General features: G+C 70.8%; 14 protein-coding genes and 1 pseudogene. 4 read left to right on the top strand and 11 right to left on the bottom strand.

Annotated elements, in window-relative coordinates:
- Positions 1-22: 22 nt before the first annotated feature.
- Positions 23-919 carry a glycine betaine ABC transporter substrate-binding protein gene (locus ACLQ2S_RS10525; protein WP_155219238.1) on the top strand — a complete coding sequence of 299 codons (897 nt, stop codon included), beginning with the start codon at positions 23-25 and terminating at the stop codon, positions 917-919.
- 113 nt (positions 920-1032) lie between these two features.
- On the opposite strand, the pseudogene ACLQ2S_RS10520 reads toward ACLQ2S_RS10525, so the two are convergent.
- A pseudogene (locus ACLQ2S_RS10520) lies at positions 1033-1578 on the bottom strand (GNAT family N-acetyltransferase); the annotation flags it as partial.
- A 215-nt stretch (positions 1579-1793) separates the two neighbouring features.
- Entirely contained in the window at positions 1794-2144 is a 351-nt protein-coding gene (locus ACLQ2S_RS10515; protein WP_309223437.1) for a DUF2203 domain-containing protein, read from the bottom strand.
- A 221-nt stretch (positions 2145-2365) separates the two neighbouring features.
- Here ACLQ2S_RS10515 and ACLQ2S_RS10510 point away from each other — a divergent pair, with 221 nt between their 5' ends.
- Positions 2366-3124 carry a YoaK family protein gene (locus ACLQ2S_RS10510; protein WP_425701608.1) on the top strand — a complete coding sequence of 253 codons (759 nt, stop codon included), beginning with the start codon at positions 2366-2368 and terminating at the stop codon, positions 3122-3124.
- Between the two features lie 4 nt (positions 3125-3128).
- Here the strand turns inward: ACLQ2S_RS10510 and proC are convergent, their stop codons facing one another.
- The 3 genes from proC to ACLQ2S_RS10495 form a co-directional block, all read right to left on the bottom strand.
- Positions 3129-3947 carry a pyrroline-5-carboxylate reductase gene (gene proC / locus ACLQ2S_RS10505; RefSeq protein WP_425701607.1) on the bottom strand — a complete coding sequence of 273 codons (819 nt, stop codon included), beginning with the start codon at positions 3945-3947 and terminating at the stop codon, positions 3129-3131.
- A gap of 70 nt (positions 3948-4017) precedes the next feature.
- Complete coding sequence (locus ACLQ2S_RS10500; RefSeq protein WP_155219250.1) at positions 4018-5046, bottom strand: 6-phosphofructokinase; 1029 nt, start codon at positions 5044-5046, stop codon at positions 4018-4020.
- Between the two features lie 207 nt (positions 5047-5253).
- The gene (locus tag ACLQ2S_RS10495) at positions 5254-5751 is read right to left on the bottom strand and encodes a polyadenylate-specific 3'-exoribonuclease AS (RefSeq protein ID WP_155219253.1); all 498 of its coding nucleotides are present in this window, start codon (positions 5749-5751) and stop codon (positions 5254-5256) included.
- A 263-nt stretch (positions 5752-6014) separates the two neighbouring features.
- Here ACLQ2S_RS10495 and ACLQ2S_RS10490 point away from each other — a divergent pair, with 263 nt between their 5' ends.
- A complete protein-coding gene (locus ACLQ2S_RS10490) occupies positions 6015-6707 on the top strand; it encodes a Crp/Fnr family transcriptional regulator (protein ID WP_093401197.1) in 693 nt (230 codons plus the stop codon).
- A 74-nt stretch (positions 6708-6781) separates the two neighbouring features.
- Here the strand turns inward: ACLQ2S_RS10490 and ACLQ2S_RS10485 are convergent, their stop codons facing one another.
- Entirely contained in the window at positions 6782-6991 is a 210-nt protein-coding gene (locus ACLQ2S_RS10485; protein WP_155219255.1) for a hypothetical protein, read from the bottom strand.
- A gap of 165 nt (positions 6992-7156) precedes the next feature.
- On the opposite strand from ACLQ2S_RS10485, the gene ACLQ2S_RS10480 reads away from it, so the two are divergent.
- Positions 7157-10720, top strand: coding sequence for an ATP-binding protein (locus ACLQ2S_RS10480; RefSeq protein WP_309223439.1), 3564 nt, complete (start codon positions 7157-7159; stop codon positions 10718-10720).
- A 52-nt stretch (positions 10721-10772) separates the two neighbouring features.
- Here the strand turns inward: ACLQ2S_RS10480 and ACLQ2S_RS10475 are convergent, their stop codons facing one another.
- The 5 genes from ACLQ2S_RS10475 to ACLQ2S_RS10455 all read right to left on the bottom strand — a co-directional run bounded on the left by ACLQ2S_RS10475 (position 10773) and on the right by ACLQ2S_RS10455 (position 16825).
- Entirely contained in the window at positions 10773-11474 is a 702-nt protein-coding gene (locus tag ACLQ2S_RS10475) for a lysophospholipid acyltransferase family protein (RefSeq protein WP_309223440.1), read from the bottom strand.
- 199 nt (positions 11475-11673) lie between these two features.
- Positions 11674-13905: an MMPL family transporter gene (locus tag ACLQ2S_RS10470; RefSeq protein ID WP_425701606.1), complete on the bottom strand. Its 2232-nt coding sequence runs from the start codon at positions 13903-13905 to the stop codon at positions 11674-11676.
- A 163-nt stretch (positions 13906-14068) separates the two neighbouring features.
- A complete protein-coding gene (locus ACLQ2S_RS10465) occupies positions 14069-15274 on the bottom strand; it encodes a nitric oxide synthase oxygenase (RefSeq protein ID WP_425701605.1) in 1206 nt (401 codons plus the stop codon).
- Positions 15275-15354: 80 nt separating this feature from the next.
- Positions 15355-15978 carry a sterol desaturase family protein gene (locus ACLQ2S_RS10460; RefSeq protein WP_155219260.1) on the bottom strand — a complete coding sequence of 208 codons (624 nt, stop codon included), beginning with the start codon at positions 15976-15978 and terminating at the stop codon, positions 15355-15357.
- Positions 15979-15982: 4 nt separating this feature from the next.
- On the bottom strand, positions 15983-16825 hold the full coding sequence (locus ACLQ2S_RS10455; protein ID WP_155219263.1) for an SDR family oxidoreductase: 843 nt from the start codon (positions 16823-16825) through the stop codon (positions 15983-15985).
- Position 16826 lies beyond the last annotated feature (1 nt).

The following is a 16826-nucleotide window of genomic DNA, read 5'->3' as shown; positions in this document are numbered from 1 at the left end:
CAACAAGGGAAGGAAACTCCACATGTGGAGCAGTAAATTGGTGCGCCGGGTCGCGTTGGCGGCCACCGCCGCTCTGGCGCTGACCGGCGTCGCCGCCTGCGGCGACTCCGACGACTCCGCTGGCGGCTCCGGCGGCAGCAAGAAGATCAGCATCGGCTACATGGCCTGGGATGAGGCCATCGCCGCCTCCTACCTCTGGCAGAACCTGCTGGAGGAGAAGGGCTACGAGGTCGAGCTCAAGAACGTCGAGGCGGGGGTCGTCTACCAGGGCCTGTCCACGGGTGACATCGACCTCTTCCTCGACAGCTGGCTGCCGCAGACGCACGCCGACTACATGGAGCGCTACGGCGACAAGATCGAGAAGATCGGCGTCTGGTACGACAACGCCAGCCTGAGCATCGCCGTCCCCGAGTACGTGACCGACATCAACTCGCTGGAGGACCTCGCCGCCAACGCGGACACCTTCGGTGGGGAGATCATCGGCATCGAGGCCGGCGCCGGCCTGACCGCCGCCACCCAGGACAAGGTCATCCCGGAGTACGGCCTGACCGACAAGCTGAAGCTGACCACCTCGTCGACTCCGGCGATGCTGGCCGCGCTCGACGGCGCGATCAAGGACCAGAAGCCGATCGTGGTGACCCTGTGGCACCCGCACTGGGCCTACGCGAACTACCAGCTGAAGGACCTGGCCGACCCGAAGGGCACCCTCGGCGGGGCTGAGGAGATCCACACGCTGGCCCGGCAGGGCTTCGGCGCGGACTTCCCCGAGGTCACCGAGATGCTGAAGAAGTTCAAGATGGACGACCAGCAGCTCGGCTCGCTGGAAGACCTGATGTTCAACGTGCACAAGGGCGACGAGGAGAAGGCCGTCGAGGAGTGGCTGAAGGCCAACCCGGACTACGCCGGAACGGTCTCCTGACCCGATCCTGAGCGACCAGCCGCCGGTGGCAGGGGCACGTCGGCCCCGCCACCGGCGGTTGCACTCTCGGCAGGAGTCACGCCGCCGCAGTCCCGTACCGACAGGGCTCCGGCGCGCCGGGCCCGCCACTCGGGTGCCAGCACCGACCAGATCTCCAGGTCGACGCGGCCCCGCGGACCCGGCAGCACCTCCCGCAGGACACCGTCGCGGCGCATGCCCAGTCGGCGGGCCACCGCGATGCTGCGCACGTTGCCGGCGTTGGTGCGCCACTCCACCCGGTGCAGCCCACGCTCGACGAGCGCCCAGTCGACGACCCGTTCGACCGCCCGGGTCACCAGGCCCCGCCCCTCGGCGGCCGGCTCCAACCAGCAACCCGCCTCGCAGACGCCCGAAGCCGCGTTGAGCGACACCAGCAGCACCCCTCCGACCAGCGTGCCGTCGGACCAGATCCCCCAGATGCCACCGTCGTCGCGGGCCCACCGGTCGGCGTACCGCTGGAGCACATGCCGCGCTCCGTCGAGGTCGGCGGCCACGAAGGACGGCGACACCCACGGCGCGATGTGCTGCCGCGCCCGGTCCAGGTTGCCCAGGAACTCCTCGGCGTGCCACGGATTCAACGGCCGCAGCTCGGCGTCCTCGGCCAACGGCAGAGCGAACATCAACACTCACCTTCCGGTACGACCCGGCGCAGGACCGACGTCGAGGTAGGGCGAAAGCCCTGCTCAGCCCAGCGAAGCAGGGTATCGGCGAGCACGCTGGGCACGAGAACGCAGGCGTTCAGCACCGCTACGATCATCAGCGGCCGTCACGCGCCGAGTTGATCGTCGGACGACTGGCGGCCACGCCTGATCGCCTCGTCGTAGACATCACCGGGTCAGACCGGGCGGCGGCCGGCGAAACCGCAGTCGGCGCGGTGGTACCACCGTACGTCGGTGTCGCCCTCCAGCCAGCACCAGAGCACCTGCCGACCCTCGCGCTCGCCCGGGAAGTCGAGCAGCACCGGCGCCACGCCCTTGACCTCGATGCCGTACTGCCGGATCTCGTCGAGGACCGCGTGCAGCCTGGCTTCCAGGCTCTTGACCTCGGCCCGGCCGCCGAGTGCGCTGAGCCCGTGGTTGGCGAGGTCGGCCTGCAACTCGGCCAGGTCGGCGCGTACCCGGATCAGCTCGTCGATCCGGGGATGCAGGGTGGCCACCAGGTGTCGGGCCTGGGCGAGAGTGAACACCGGGTCAGTATGCGCCACGACCCGTCCGGTCAGGACGACGGTGTCGACTGCCGAGAGCGGCGAAGCACCACCGGCGCCGCCGGGAGTCGGACTCGTGCGTGTCCCACCCCGCTCCTGACCCGTTTGACAGTTGCCGGGCCACTCCCCCGCTTCGCCCTGGCCTGCTGCGCCCGCTGCCCGAGGTGGCCTGGACCGGCACGGTCTCGCGCACGGATGGAGGCATGGTGAACCGGTCGGTGCCGCCCGAGGGCCAGGACGGCACCACGGACGCCTACCGGGAGTTCCGGCTGCCGCTCACGGCCCTGGCACTCGCGATCGTCACCGCCGGTGCTCTGGACGCCTTCGCGTTCCTCCGGTACGGCGCGTTCGTGGCCAACCAGTCCGGCAACGTCATCTTCCTCGGCATGGGCCCGGCCGGGGAGCACCCGGAGTGGCCGGTCTCCGGGGCGGCCATCGTCGCGTTCGCCGTCAGCGCCGGGCTGGTCGACCTGCTCCGGCGCAGTCTCCGACCGCCGGTGGCGTCGATGGTCGCCCTCACGGTCACCGCGGCCGTGATGGTCGTCTGGACGGTGCTCGACCTGGCGCTCGCGCACGGCCGGTACGGCATGGCGTCACGGGTGCTGCTCGCGGCGGCCGGTGCGGTCGCCATGGGCAGCCTGACCACCGTGGCGACCCGTGCCACGGGTGTTCCCACGCCGATCACCTATCAGTCGGGTACCACGAAGCACACCGGTGAACAGGCCGTGCGCTGGTTCCTCGGCCCCCGCGCCGGTCGTGTCGAGGCCCGACACGCCGCCCTGCTCGGGCTGTTCGCCCTCGGCTGCTACACCACGGGCGGCGCCCTCGGCACGCTCGCCCAGCATCAGTCTCGCTGGGTGCCGCTGTCCGGGACGGTCGCCATGCTCGTCCTGATGCTGCTGGTCCGGCGGCGGCTCGGCGGCTCGGCCGGGGCGTCACCACCGGACGCCGCCGGCCGCTGAGCGGTCAGTCGGCCTGGGCGGCGAGTTCGCGGGCCCGGTCGCGGGCGGCCTCCAGGGCGGCCAGCAACGCCGCCCGTACGCCGTGGTTCTCCAGCTCCCGGATGGCGGAGATGGTGGTGCCGGCGGGCGAGGTGACCGCCTCGCGCAGCTTCACCGGATGCTCGCCGGAGTCGCGCAGCATCACCGCCGAGCCGATCGCGGTCTGCACGATCAGGTCGTGCGCCACCTGACGGGGCAGGCCGAGCAGGATGCCGGCGTCGGTCATCGCCTCGACCAGCAGGTAGAAGTAGGCCGGGCCGGAGCCGGAGAGGGCGGTCACCGCGTCCTGCTGGGTTTCCGGCACCCGGATCGTCGCACCCAACGGCTTGAACATCTCCTCGGCCAGCGCCAGGTGCTCACCGGTGGCGTACGCGCCCGCCGAGATCGCGGTCATCGCCTGGTCCACCAGCGCCGGGGTGTTGGTCATGACCCGCACCACCGGGGTGCCCTCCGGCAACCGGCGGCTGAAGAAGCTGCTGGGCAGGCCGGCGCAGAGTGAGATCACCAGCTTGCCGGGCGGCACCTTGGGCCCGATCTCGTCCAACAGCGCGGCGGCGTCCTGTGGCTTCACCGAGACGGCCAGCACGTCGGCCTCGTCCACGGCGGTGATGTTGTCCACCACCCGGACGCCGTAGCGGGCGGTCAGTTCCTCGGCGCGGGCCGGACGACGGGCGGTGGCCACCAGGCGGTCCACCGGCCAGCCCGATCGCAGCAGCCCGGAGAGCATCAGCTCGCCGATCTTGCCCGCCCCGATCACCGCGACGGTGTGCCCCCCGGCTGACACCTGGCGTACCCCCTTCGTGGGCCGGCGTCGCGGCGGGCCCGACGGCCCGTCCGCGACGCCGGAACGACGATCAGCTACCGAAGAAGACCTCGGCCTCGGCGTACCGCTCCAGCGGAACGGTCTTCAGCTCGGCGGTCGCGTCGGCGAGCGGGACGCGGACGATGTCGGTGCTCTGCATCGCGACCATCTTGCCCCAGTCACCCTCGTGGGCGGCGTCGATGGCCTGCAGGCCCAGCCGGGTGGCGAGCACCCGGTCGAACGCGGTGGGGGTGCCGCCGCGCTGGATGTGGCCGAGCACGACCGTGCGGGCCTCCTTGCCGGTCTTGGCCTCCAGCTGCTCGGCCAGCCACTGCCCGATGCCACCGAGCCGGACGTGTCCGAACGCGTCCAGCTCCTGGTTCTGCAGGACCATCTGGCCCTCCAGCGGCTGCGCGCCCTCGGCGACCACGACGATCGGGGCGTACTGGTGCTGGAAGCGCTTCTCGACGTAGCCGGCGACCTGCTCGACGTCGAACTGCCGCTCCGGCAGCAGGATCACGTTGGCGCCACCGGCCAGGCCGGCGTGCAGGGCGATCCAGCCGGCGTGGCGGCCCATCACCTCGACCACCAGGGTGCGGTGGTGGCTCTCGGCGGTGGTGTGCAGCCGGTCGATCGCCTCCATGGCGATGTTGACGGCGGTGTCGAAGCCGAAGGTGTAGTCGGTCGCGCCGAGGTCGTTGTCGATGGTCTTCGGCACGCCGATGACGTTGACGCCCAGCTCGTGGAGCTTGGTGGCGACGCCGAGGGTGTCCTCACCGCCGATGGCGATCAGCGCGTCGACGCCCTGCGCGGCCAAGTTCTCCTTGATCCGCTCGACACCGTTCTCGATCTTGAAAGGATTGGTCCGCGAGGAGCCGAGGATCGTGCCGCCACGGGGCAGGATGCCGCGGACCTCCGCGATGCCGAGCGGACGGGAAAGCCCTTCGAGTGGGCCCTTCCACCCGTCCTGGAAACCCACGAACTCGTGGCCGTAGCTGGCGACGCCCTTACGGACCACCGCCCGGATGACCGCGTTGAGACCCGGGCAGTCGCCGCCGCCGGTGAGCACGCCGATACGCATGATCTGCTCATCCTCCTGGGGAGCATCTGGTCAAGCCCGATCAAGCCCCAGGATATGTGTCAGCGCGGACTCTCGGCACCGTTGCCGGCCCGGGGCGGGCCGTCCCTACGAACTGTAGTCGCCGCTCGGTACTGCTCACACCGCGCCCCGCTACCGGTCAGTAGCCCCGGGCGTCGGCGGTGGGCAGCACGACCGCGAGAGCGGATCTCACGAACCGGTCATCGCCCGCCACCGGGCCAGGTTGTGCCGGGCGTCGACCAGGGCGTCGTGCCGGGCCGCCGCGACGTTCGGCAGCGGGGGCCGCCCCCGGTCGTCCCACAGTTGCCGCAGCTCCTTGGTGTACCGGGGGATCTCCCGGGGCAGCGCCGGCATCGCGCCCCACAGCTGCGCCAACGCCACGTGGTCGTACGCGGCGTACCAGGCCCACAGCTCCAGTTGCTCGCCGGGACGCCCCCGGATCGGTTCGACCAGGAAGTCGTACAGGTCGTCCCGGATGCGCTCCCGGGACCGCCAGGAGCGGTCGGCAGGAGACGGCAACTTGTCCAGCACGTTGCGGCGGACCCAGGGCACCGCCCGGGAGGCGTCGAACTCGGTGGAGACCGCGTAGAACTCGCGGCCGTGCTCATCGACGACGCCGATCGAGACCAGCTCGACGGTCCGGCCGTCCTCGATGAACTCGCAGTCGTAGAAGTAGCGGTAGGCCATCGGTACCATCCTTGCCGACGGCCGTCACGGCCCGTCGATCGGGTCTGCGACACCGGGAGCGCTTCCACGGGCCACCGCGAGGTCACGCCGCAGCTCGAACCGGTCACGGAAGTAGTTTGAGGGGTGTACAGCACGCGACCGGACCGTCATGATCTGATGTGTTACCGCTGCCGGACGCCGAACGGGTGTCGGATCACCCCGTCAGGGCCGCCAGGCTCACCCGGTGAGCGAGTTGGGGTCCTTGACCGGGGAGGGGTGGGGCCGTGGAAATGCGCCTGCCGGAGCCGGGCGACGCGCTCACCGGCGTTGACATGTTCGCCGGGCTCGAACCGGAGGTACGCCAGCGGGTGGTCGCCGCGGCGGTGCCCCGGACGTACCGCAAGGGTCAGCTGCTGTTCGTGGAGAACGACCCGGGCGAGTCGCTGATCATCCTGCGGCGGGGCGCGGTGGCCGTGTTCCGGACCGCGCCCACCGGCGAGCGGGCGATCCTGACCGTGATGCGCCCGCCGGACGTGCTCGGCGAGGTCTCTCTGCTGGACGCCTCGACCCGGTCGACCTCCGCCGAGGCGATCGAGGACACCGCCGCGCTGGCGTTGTCCCGCCCGGCGTTCATGGAGCTGGTGCACTCGAACGCCCGCATCCTCGACGCGGTGATGCGGTCACTCGGTGCGCTGATCCGCCGGCTGACCGAGCAGAACGCCGACCACGTCTTCCTCGACCTGCCGGGTCGGGTGGCCAAGACACTGGTCCGGCTCGCCGGTGAGAGTCAGGCCCCGATGATCACCATCGAGCTGAACCAGAGCCAGCTCGCCGAGATGGCCGGTGGCTCCCGGCAGAGCGTCAACCAGGCGATCGGGTCGTTCGCCAACCGGGGCTGGCTGCGTACCGAGGGTCGACGGATCGTCGTCACCGACGTGCCCGCGCTACGTCGCCGCGCCGGCATGAACGAGCGCTGACCGGCCGGACCGGCACACAGCTACGCGGGCGGGGCCGGGACGATCGTCCCGGCCCCGCCCGCAGGTGTATTCGGTCAGGGCTGGGTGCTGCCCGGCCCGACCCAGTCGGTGCCGCCCGGCCCGACCCAGTCCGTACCGTCCTTGCCACCACCGGGCACCTCGCCGACGATCCCCTGCGCCTGAAGCTGCGCGAGGGTGGCGGCGTCCACGTCCACCGAGTCTCCGGCGGAGTGGGTGACCCCGTTACCGTCGGTCCAGTCGCTCTTCAGCATCACGTACACCATGGAGCTGTCCCCCTGATCGGCGGTCGACGAATAGGCTGCTGAATCTAGCCGTTCCGGAGCGTGTTGAGCTGCCCGGCTGAGTGTCCACAAGCCAACAGCCCGGTACCCGACAGTGCGCCGGACGGCGATACTCGATGCTGCGCCCCGGGGCGTCGGGGCCTGCCAGTGGAGGGTGTCATCGCCGCGCAGTGTGACCGCTGTGGACGTACCGCCGCCGAGGGCGACCGCTTCTGCGGTGGCTGCGGCGCGGAACTCGGTGCCGTCTGCCCGCACTGCCTGCGCCCGCTCGCGCGGGACGTGGTCTTCTGCACCTCCTGCGGCACGCCCCGCCCCGGCACGGACCTGGCGGGGGCCATCAACCAGGAGGACCGCCGTCGGGTCAGCGTGCTCTTCGTCGACCTCATCGACTTCACCCCGTACGTCGAGCGGGCCGACCCGGAGCTGGTCCGTGGCATGCAGACCGGTTTCTTCTCCACCGCCCGGCGGGTGGTCGGCCAGTACGGCGGGGTGGTGGAGAAGTACATCGGCGACGCGGTGATGGCGCTGTTCGGTGCGCCGGTGGCCACCGAGACCGACGCGCTGCGGTGTGTGCGGGCCGGGTTGGAGTTGCAGCGGGTGCTGACCCGGTTCACCCCCACCGGCACCGACGGGCTGCGCTTCCGGGTCGGGGTGGCGACCGGAGAGGCGCTGGTCGACGTGGCCGCCGCCCGCAACGGTGGGCAGGCCATCGTCGCCGGTGACGTGGTCAACACCGCCTCCCGGTTACAGTCCGCCGCGCCGCCCGGTGGGGTGCTGGTCGACGGCGCCACGCACGCGCTCACCCGGGACAGCATCCGCTACGACGAGCAGCCCCCGGTCACCCTGCGGGGCCGGTCCGCGCCGACCGAGGTGTGGCTGGCCCGCTCCGCCGTACGCCGGCAGCCCACCGACCGGGAGCCGGACACCACTCCCCTGATCGACCGGGAACACGAGCTGGGCATGCTGGTCAACGCCCTGCACCGCAGCCTGCGCGACCGCCGCCCCCAGGTGGTCACCGTCTTCGGTCGGGCCGGCATCGGCAAGAGTCGCCTCGTCCGCGAGCTGCACCGCCACACCGACCGGCTGGTGGACGAGCCGCTGACCTGGCGGATCGGCCGGTGCCCGCCGTTCGGCGAGAACGTCACGTTCGCCGCGCTGGCCGACATCGTCAAGGCCGAGGCGGGCATCCTCGACACCGACCCGGCGGCCAGCGCCGCGCAGCGACTCACCGCCGCCGTCAGCGAACTGGTCGGCCCCACCGAGCGGGACCGGGTGGCCGACGCGCTACGTCCGCTGGTCGGGCTGGCCGGCACCCCGCTGCCGGCGGAGGAGGCGGAATCGGCGTGGCGACGGTTCCTGCTGGCGCTGGCGGCCCGCCGCCCCACCGTGCTCGTCTTCGAGGATCTGCACTGGGCCGACGACGCGATGCTGCGCTTCGTGGAGCTGCTGGGCGCGGCGGCCCGGGACGTGCCGCTGCTGCTGCTGTGCACCGCCCGCCCGGAACTGGTCGACCGGGATCCGAGCTGGGCGGGGACCATCACCGGCTCGGTCACCATCACCCTGCCGCCGCTGCGGGACACCGGCATCGCCGCGTTGTACGCGCACATGTTCGGCCAGGCCGCGTTCTCCGCCGACCTGCTCACCCCGCTGATCGAGGTGGCCGGCGGCAATCCGCTCTACGCCCACGAGTACGTCCGGATGCTGATCGAGCAGGGCGCGTTGCGGCAGTCCGGTCGCGGCTGGTCGCTGGAGAAGCACCTCGACCTGCCCATGCCGGAGAGTGTGCACGCGGTCATCGCCAACCGGGTCGACCTGCTCGACGCCAAGGACCGGGCGGTGCTGCTGGCCGCCGCCGTCGTCGGGGTGCAGTTCTGGCCGGGCGCGGTGGCCGCCGCCGTCGGGCAGCCGGTCGAGTCCGTCGAGCGCGCCCTGCGCCGGCTGGAGCAGCGGGACTTCGTCCACGAGCAGGCCGCCTCCACCATGGCCGGTCAGCCGGAGTACCGCTTCCGGCACGTCCTGGTCCGCGACGTGTGCTACCAGCGGCTGCCCCGCACCGAGCGGGTGGCCCGGCACGAACGCACCGCCGACTGGCTGGACACGCTCTCCCAGAGCCGGGACACCGACCTGGCCGAGGTGCTGGCCCACCACCGCTGGGTGGCGCACGAGATCGCCCGCTCACTCGGCATGGACACCCGCCGCTACGGGGCGCCGGCACGGGCCGCGTTGCACCGGGCGGCACGCCGGGCGTACGCGCTGCACGGGCTGGACGCCGCCGCCAGCCACGCCGCCCGGGCGCTCGGCCTGGCCGACGACTCCGACTCGGTGGGCCGCCTCCAACTGGAGCTGCTCAGCACCGAGATCTCGTTCCACCGCGACGGCAACGCCTTCCTCTCCAGCGGCGGGCCGGAGCAGGTGCAGACGCTCGCGGACCGGCTGCTCGCCCACGGCGACGAGGCGTGTGCGGCGCGGGCCTGGACGCTGCTCGGCCAGGCGGCGTGGCTACGCGCCGACCGGCCCGCCGCGCTGGCCTGCCTGGACCGGGCGGTACGCCTGTTCGAGCCGCTGCCGGACAGCGCGCAGAAGGCCGACGCCTTCGCCGAGCTGGGGCGGCTGCACATGCTCAACTACGAACGTGATCCGGCCGTGGCGGCAGCCGACACGGCAGCCGAGATCGGCGAACGGCTCGGGCTGACCGAGATCCGCACCAACGCCCGGATCACCGCGGCCACCGCTCGCTATCAGGCCGGTGACCGGGCCGGGCTGGACGAGTTGTACTCCATCGTCGAGTTCAGCCGGGCCGGTCAGTTGCTCGCGCTGCCCCGGGCCACCCAGAACCTCGCCTACGCCGTCTGCGAGGAGGGTGACTGGGTACGCTCCGACGCCCTGCTCTCGGCGGTGCCGGCGCGTACCGCCAGCGGGCAGACCCTGACCACCAGCTATTCCAGTGAGGCGATGCGGGCCTGGTTCGAGGGGGACTTCGGCCGACTGCTCGCCGCCGCCGACGCCTTCGTGGACACCCCGACCGGCAGCTGGGACATGCAGGTGCGCGGCCTGCGGTCGTGCCTGCTGCTGCTGCGTGGCCAGCCGGTGCCACCGGGTCCGCCCACGGATCCGGCGTCGACCGGAACACCACCCCGCGACGACGTGGCCGCCGCGTTGGACGTCGCCCGACGTAGTGGCTTCTACCGGCTGCACTGGACGATGCTCGCGATGGGCGCGTTGTGCCGGGCGGTGCAGGGTCGCGTCGACGAGGCCGCCGCGCTGGTCGACGAGCTGGCCGAGTCGTGGTCCGCCGTGCCGGCACTGGCCAGTGGCGAGTGGATCGCGGCGGCGAGCTGGGCGGCCACCATCGCCGGTCGCAAGCCCGCGGCTCGGGTACGTGCCATGCTCGGTCGGGTCGGCCACCGTACGCCGTGGTCGGAGGCGGCGCTGCGGACCGTGACCGGCGCGCTGGCCGGGGCCGACGAGAACCACCGGCACGCCGCCGAGCTGCACCTGGCCGCCGCCGAGATCTACGCCGGCATCCCCGACGTCACCGACCGGATGCTGGCGCTGACCTTCGCGGTACGCGAGATGGCCTACGCCGGTGACCACGCGGCCGCCAGCGCTCCCCTGGCCGAGTTGCGTGCCTTCGCCCACCGCAACGGCGCACCCGGCCTGCTCGACCTGGCCCACCCGCCCGCCGACCCCACGCAGACCCTCGCCTCCTGAACCGTCGCCGCCCGGTCGCGCCGCCCACCCCGAGGGCGCGGCACCGGACGGTTCAGGCCGCGACTGGTGTGCTGCTCGCGGCGGGTTGGGCCTTGAGCTTCTGGGCGTACACGTCGACGTACTCGCGACCGGAGAGTTCCATCAACTCGTACATGATCTCGTCGGTGACGGCGCGCTCGACGAACCTGTCACCGGCCAGACCGGCGTAACGGGAGAAGTCCAGCGGCGGGCCGAACCGGATCCGCACCCGGGCCAGTTTCGGGATGAGCTGGCCGGGCGGCTGGATCTCGTCCAGGTTGAGCATCACCACCGGTACGACCGGCGCACCGCTCTCCAACGCCAGCCGGGCCACCCCGGTCTTGCCCCGGTAGAGCCGACCGTCGGGCGATCGGGTGCCCTCCGGATAGATGCCGGCGATGCCACCGGCCCGCAGCACCGTCAGCTGGGTGTCCAGCGCGGCGCGGGCGGCCTGCCCACCGGAGCGGTCCACCGGGATGGTGCCGGTGCCGGTGAAGAACATCTTGGTCAACCAGCCCTTGATCCCCTTGCCGGTGAAGTACTCCGCCTTGGCCACGAAGGTGACCTTCCGGGGCACGATCAACGGCGTGAAGATCGAGTCGGAGAAGGAGAGGTGGTTGCTGGCCAGGATGACCGGACCGGTAGCCGGAACATGGTGCAGGCCCTCCACCTGCGGCCGGAAGATGAGCCGCAGCAGCGGGCCGAGCAGCACGTACTTCAACAGCCAGTACAGCACCGGCTTCCCTTCCCCGAATCGCCCGCCCGGTGGACGGTGGTGGCACGAGCCTACGAACCCCCACCGCCGGCCACAACGCCGTCCCGGCTGCCACCGCTGGATGCGTACCTGTGGCGAGACGCCGCGGTCAGGTGTCTGACCACAGTGCCTCGCCACAGGTCACCGAGACCGATGAGGGTCTACATCGTCGCGCGTCAGGTCAACCCGTCGCGCTGCGCAGCGCGTCCGGCGACCCGGCCGCGTCGGCGCTGGGGGAATCGGCCGGCGCGTGGTGGATGCCGAGGGTCCGGTGCAGCCACTGGACGGGACGGGGCGCCCACCAGTTCGCCCGACCCGCCAGGCGCATGAACGCCGGGACGAGAGCGGCCCGAACGATGGTCGCGTCGACGATGATGGCGAGCGCGAGGCCGACGCCGAGGAGCTTGATGATGGAGATGTCGCCGGCGGCCAGTCCGATGAAGACGATGGCGATGAGCGCGGCGGCGGCGGTGATGATGGGGCCGGTGCGCTGCAGACCGGTGGCGACGGCGTCGCTGTTGTCGTGGGTCTTGTCGTACTCCTCCTTGATGCGGGAGAGCATGAAGACCTGGTAGTCCGTGGCGAGGCCGAAGGCCAGGAAGAACAGCAACACCGGGATGGAGATCTCGATGGTGCCGGTGCTGGTGAAGTCGAGCAGCCCCGCCAGGTGGCCCTCCTGGAAGCCCCACACCATCGCGCCGAAGGCCGCGGAGAGGCTGAGCACGTTGAGGACCAGGCTGATCAGCGGCAGCAGCAGGCTGCCGAAGACGATCATCAGGACGAGGAAGCTGATGGCCGCGATGAGCGCTCCGGCGAGGGGCAGCCGGTCGGCGATGAGCGTCTTTCCGTCCAGCAACGCGACGGAGGGACCGGCGAGCTTGACGGAGAACGGCGCGTCGGCGGCACGGATCCTCTTGACGAGTTCCTCACCCTCGGGCGAGATGGGCTCGACATCGGGTACGACCTGAAGCCGGGTCGCCGTCGGCGCGGCGAATCGGGCGGAGGCGGGCCCGGGTGGGGCGACCTGCTGACCGCCGGCGTAGCTGCCGGTCAGGGCGTCGACGCGGGCGACACCGTCGAGGCGGGACAGGGCGGTGGCGTACTCGTCGATGGCCGTGGTCTGGGTGTTGGGATCGCCGATACCGCTGGCCACGACGGCGATGGCGTCGGCGTCGCGGGTGTCGAAGTCGCTGCGGAGATGGTCGGAGACCTGCCGGGCGGTGGAGCTCGTGGGCAGGGCGCGGTCGTCGACGTCGCCGAAGCGGATGTCGAGGATCGGCGACCCGAGCAGGAGCAGGATCGCCACCGCAGCGGTGGCCACGATCAGCGGACGGCGCATGACGGCGTGCGCGATGCGCTGCCAACCGGTGCCCTCGCGGCGCTTGGCGCGGCGAACGGCCAGGGCGTTGACCCGGTGGCCGAGCACCGCCAGCAGCGCGGGGAGGACGACGACCGCGGCGATGGTGGCGCAGGCGACGACCGCGATGCCGGCGTAGGCGATGGAGCGCAGGAACATCTGCGGGAAGACCAGGAGGACCGCGAGGGAACCGGCCACCGCGAGCGCGCTGACGGTGACGGTACGGCCGGCGGTGTTGACCGCCCGGATCACCGCTTGGCGTACCTCGAGACCGTTGCCCAGTTCTTCGCGGAACCGGGAGACGATGAACAGGCTGTAGTCGATGGCGAGACCGAGGCCGAGCGCCGTGGTCAGGTTGAGCGCGAAGACGGAGATGTCGGTGAGGCCGGCGAGCCCGTAGAGGATGAGCAGGGCGCCGAGGACGGTGAAGATCCCGACGGCGACCGGAAGCAGCCCGGCGATGAGCCCGCCGAAGACCACGATCAGCAGGATCAGGGTGACCGGCAGGGCGATCACCTCGGCGCGGATGAGGTCCTTCTCGCTCTGCACGCTGAGCTGTCGGGTCACCTCGGCGCTGCCGCCCACGGCCACCCGCAGCGGACCGTCGGACTGGGTGTAGGCGGTGCTGAGCTCGCCCGCCCGAGCCTCGATGCTCTTGTCGTCGCCGGTGATGCGCCCGACGACGATGGCCTTGGTGCCGTCGCGCGACTTCAGCGACGGCAGGCCGGTCGTCCAGTAGGAGGCGACATCGACGACGTCCGGCTCGGCGGCCAGACGATTCGTCAGGGCCTGACCCGCCTGGGCGACCTCGGGGCTGTCCACGTCGGTCCCACCGGCGTCGCCCATCAGGATGATATTGGATTCGCCTGCCTTGAATTCGTCTTCAAGGACGCGTACGGCCGCGGCGACCTCATCGCCCGCGTCATTGAAACCTCCGCCGGCGAGTCGGTCCGTGACACTGCCGGCGGTCAGACCGGCGGCCACGAGTACCGCGACGGCGAGAACGAGCACGATCGCGCGGGCGCGCACGGTGATGTGGCCCAGCCAGTTGAGCATTTGTCGTCCTTCTAGGGATTCTTCGAGTGGCGAGCACGGCCATCATCGCATGTGGAAGAGACATCGGTGTGAAGCGATGATTTTTTGTTTCATGTGCCGGCCAGGTCGGTCGACGTGGGAAAGTGCGAGGCTACGGCGCGCGACCAGGCGCCGTATGCAATCTTCACATGGATTCGGTCGGTTGTGCGGACGCTCCGGTAACGGGACAACGTCCGGCGGGCTCGGCGGCGGCACCTAGGGCGAGAGCACGCGCCTCCGGGTCCAGATAGAAGTTCGGGCGAAGGTCGGCTTCATGGTAATAGCGGTGGAATACGGGGGTGGCGCTGCCGGACAGCGGCGGCACGATCCAGGTCCAGTCGGCCGGGACGGAACGGCCGAGGCGCTCCTCCCGCTCGATGTGGGTGCAGAACAGGTGGGCCTCGGTGTGGTGGTCGCTGATCCGCACACCCGCCGTGGTGAACGAATGCAGCACGGCTATGTTGAGCTCGACCATGGCCCGGTCGCGCCACAGCGTCGCGTCCGTGCTGGTGTCGAGGCCGAGCTTGTCGGCCACGACGTGCAGCATGTTGTAGCGGTCGAGGTCGGCGAGGTTACGGGCACCGATCTCGGCGCCGAGGTACCACCCGTTGAACGGCGCGCACGGGTAGTGGATTCCGCCGATGGTCAGGCGCATGTGCGAGATGGCCGGTACGACGTGCCAGCGCAGATCGAGGTCGGCGAACCAGGGGTGTTCGGGGTGGCTGAGGTGGACTTCACTCACCGCGTGTTCGGGTAGATCGAACAGGCGCGGGCCCTCGGCGGGAGTGTCGATGACCAGCGGCAGGATGTCGAATGCGGTCCCTTTGCCGATCCAACCCATCGCGCTGACGGCGGCGGTGAAATCGACGTACCGGGGGTCGCCGACAACGTGGCCGTCGGATTGCCGGTGTCCCGCATAGCGGATGAGCTGCTCGTTCCAGATACGGGCGTAAGGCTGACCGGGTCGGGCCGGCGGAAAGACCGTGATGGTGGGTCGGATGTTGCCGTTGTTGGTCGCGCTGCACAGATGATCGACCACGCTGCTGTAGATGCCGTCGGCGGTGTGCACATCGCGACGATCGAGCAGTCGCAAACTGCGCCAGTACAGGCGACCAATGCAACGTGACGAGTTACGCCAGGCGACCCGGGCACCGAATGTGAGTTCTTCACGGGTGTGCGTATAGGTGCCGGTGGCGGCGATCTCCGCGCGGACCGCGGCCAACCGAGCGCGCAGGTTTTCGGCGTCGTCGTTCTCGTCGTGGAACAGCCGAAGGAACGCTTCGGCCTCGTCCAGGTCGGTCGGGGCATCGGGATCCCACCGGGAGGTGGGGATGTCCCGGTAACCGGGCACTCCCCCACCTCCCGACGCCGCACTCGAAACGGTTGGCGGGCTCGGCTGGCCGGCACCGGCGGCGCGCGGATGGGTCTGCGTCACTGCGCGGCCCGCCTGCTGCGGTTGATCGCGGTGCCGAACACCTTGTCCCAGTACGGCGCGGAAACCCCGAATCCACGGCCGTCGTCCCGGAAGTGGTGCCGCATGTGCAGCTCGTGCAGCCATTTCATCGGACCGGACTTGGGACGGGAGTGGTGCAGATAGAGGTGGATGAGGTCGTAGGCGAGGTAGCCGAAGACGAAGCCGGACGCGTACATGCTCGGCAGGTCCAGCAGCACGATCGACACCAGCAGGGCGATGCCGACGATCGGGATGGACAGCAGCGGGGTCATGATGGACCGGCGGGAATCCTGCGGATAGTCGTGGTGCAGGCCGTGGACGATGCGGTGGAACCACGCCCCCCAGCCCTGCTCCGGTTCGAAGTGCAGCACCAGCCGGTGACCCCAGTACTCGACGAGAGTCCAGGTCAGGTAGCCGCCGACCGCCCAGCCGACCAGTGCCGGCGCAGACGCCTGGCCGAACGAGGCCACTGCGGTGACGACGATGACCGGCAGGTAGAGGGCGACCGCGACGAGCGGGTGAACATGGACGATGTTGTCGATGACGGTGGATGAGAAGACGGCCGGGCCACGGCCCCGCAGAATCGCTCCCCGATTGGCCATGGCACTACACCTCGCGAGTGAGAGTCGTCGCCCGAGCCCGCTCCTCGTACTTGACGCGAGCGGCGGCGTCGGTGGTCTTGAGCAGTTGGTCGGCCTTGAGCAACCGACCTGCGGCGTCACGCCACCCCTGCGGCAGTAGACCGAGGATCCGGGTGACCGGGTTCGTCCAGCCCGGCACGTAGACGTGGTAGCGGGGACGGCGGGCGGTACGCACGGTGGCGGCGGCGATGTCGGTCGCCTTGAGGTAGGGCACGAAACGGCCCTTCCCCACACCGGAGGTCAGTTCGGTCTGGGCGGGAATCGGCAGGATGATGGAGAGGTCGACGCCGGTTCCGCGCAGTTCGCCCCGGACGGCTTCGGAGAGTCCGACGACGCCGTGCTTGGCGGCGGAGTAGGTGGCGCAGCCGGGCAGGCCCACCATCCCGACGGCGGAGACCATGTTGATGATGTGGCCACGGCCCCGGGCGCGCATCCGCGGCAGCACGGTCTTCACGCCGTTGATGGTGCCGAGCAGGTTGACGTTGAGCTGCTGGGCGGTGACGTCGTCGCTCTCGTTCTCGAGGCGTCCGACGAGCATGACGCCGGCGTTGTTGACGAAGACGTCGATCGGCCCGAGGTCTTCCTCGACCTGCCGGCAGAACTTCTCCACACTGCCGGAGTCGGTGACGTCGAGGGGGAAGGCGATCGCGCCGATCGACCTGGCCGCGCTGACGGCCCGGTCGAGATCGCGGGCGCCGATGGCGACCTGGGCTCCGGCCGCGATGAACGCCTCGGCGGTGGCACGGCCGATGCCGAGACTGCCGCCGGTAATCGCGACGACCTTGCCGGAAAGGGTGCGTTTGGCCATG

Origin of the sequence: Micromonospora sp. DT48, assembly GCF_049844495.1 — a bacterium.
Taxonomy (GTDB): Bacteria; Actinomycetota; Actinomycetes; order Mycobacteriales; family Micromonosporaceae; genus Micromonospora.
The sequence above is the reverse complement of the archived record's forward strand: the minus strand, read 5'-3'. Positions and strand labels throughout refer to the sequence as shown.

What these genes read in the sequence shown, in the direction of transcription:
- ACLQ2S_RS10525 (WP_155219238.1), top strand. Translation starts at nt 23, where the DNA reads ATGTGGAGCAGTAAATTGGTGCGCCGGGTCGCGTTGGCGGCCACCGCC.
- ACLQ2S_RS10510 (WP_425701608.1), top strand. Translation starts at nt 2,366, where the DNA reads ATGGTGAACCGGTCGGTGCCGCCCGAGGGCCAGGACGGCACCACGGAC.
- ACLQ2S_RS10500 (WP_155219250.1), bottom strand. Translation starts at nt 5,046, where the DNA reads ATGCGTATCGGCGTGCTCACCGGCGGCGGCGACTGCCCGGGTCTCAAC.
- ACLQ2S_RS10495 (WP_155219253.1), bottom strand. Translation starts at nt 5,751, where the DNA reads ATGGCCTACCGCTACTTCTACGACTGCGAGTTCATCGAGGACGGCCGG.
- ACLQ2S_RS10485 (WP_155219255.1), bottom strand. Translation starts at nt 6,991, where the DNA reads ATGGTGTACGTGATGCTGAAGAGCGACTGGACCGACGGTAACGGGGTC.
- ACLQ2S_RS10470 (WP_425701606.1), bottom strand. Translation starts at nt 13,905, where the DNA reads ATGCTCAACTGGCTGGGCCACATCACCGTGCGCGCCCGCGCGATCGTG.
- ACLQ2S_RS10460 (WP_155219260.1), bottom strand. Translation starts at nt 15,978, where the DNA reads ATGGCCAATCGGGGAGCGATTCTGCGGGGCCGTGGCCCGGCCGTCTTC.
- ACLQ2S_RS10455 (WP_155219263.1), bottom strand. Translation starts at nt 16,825, where the DNA reads ATGGCCAAACGCACCCTTTCCGGCAAGGTCGTCGCGATTACCGGCGGC.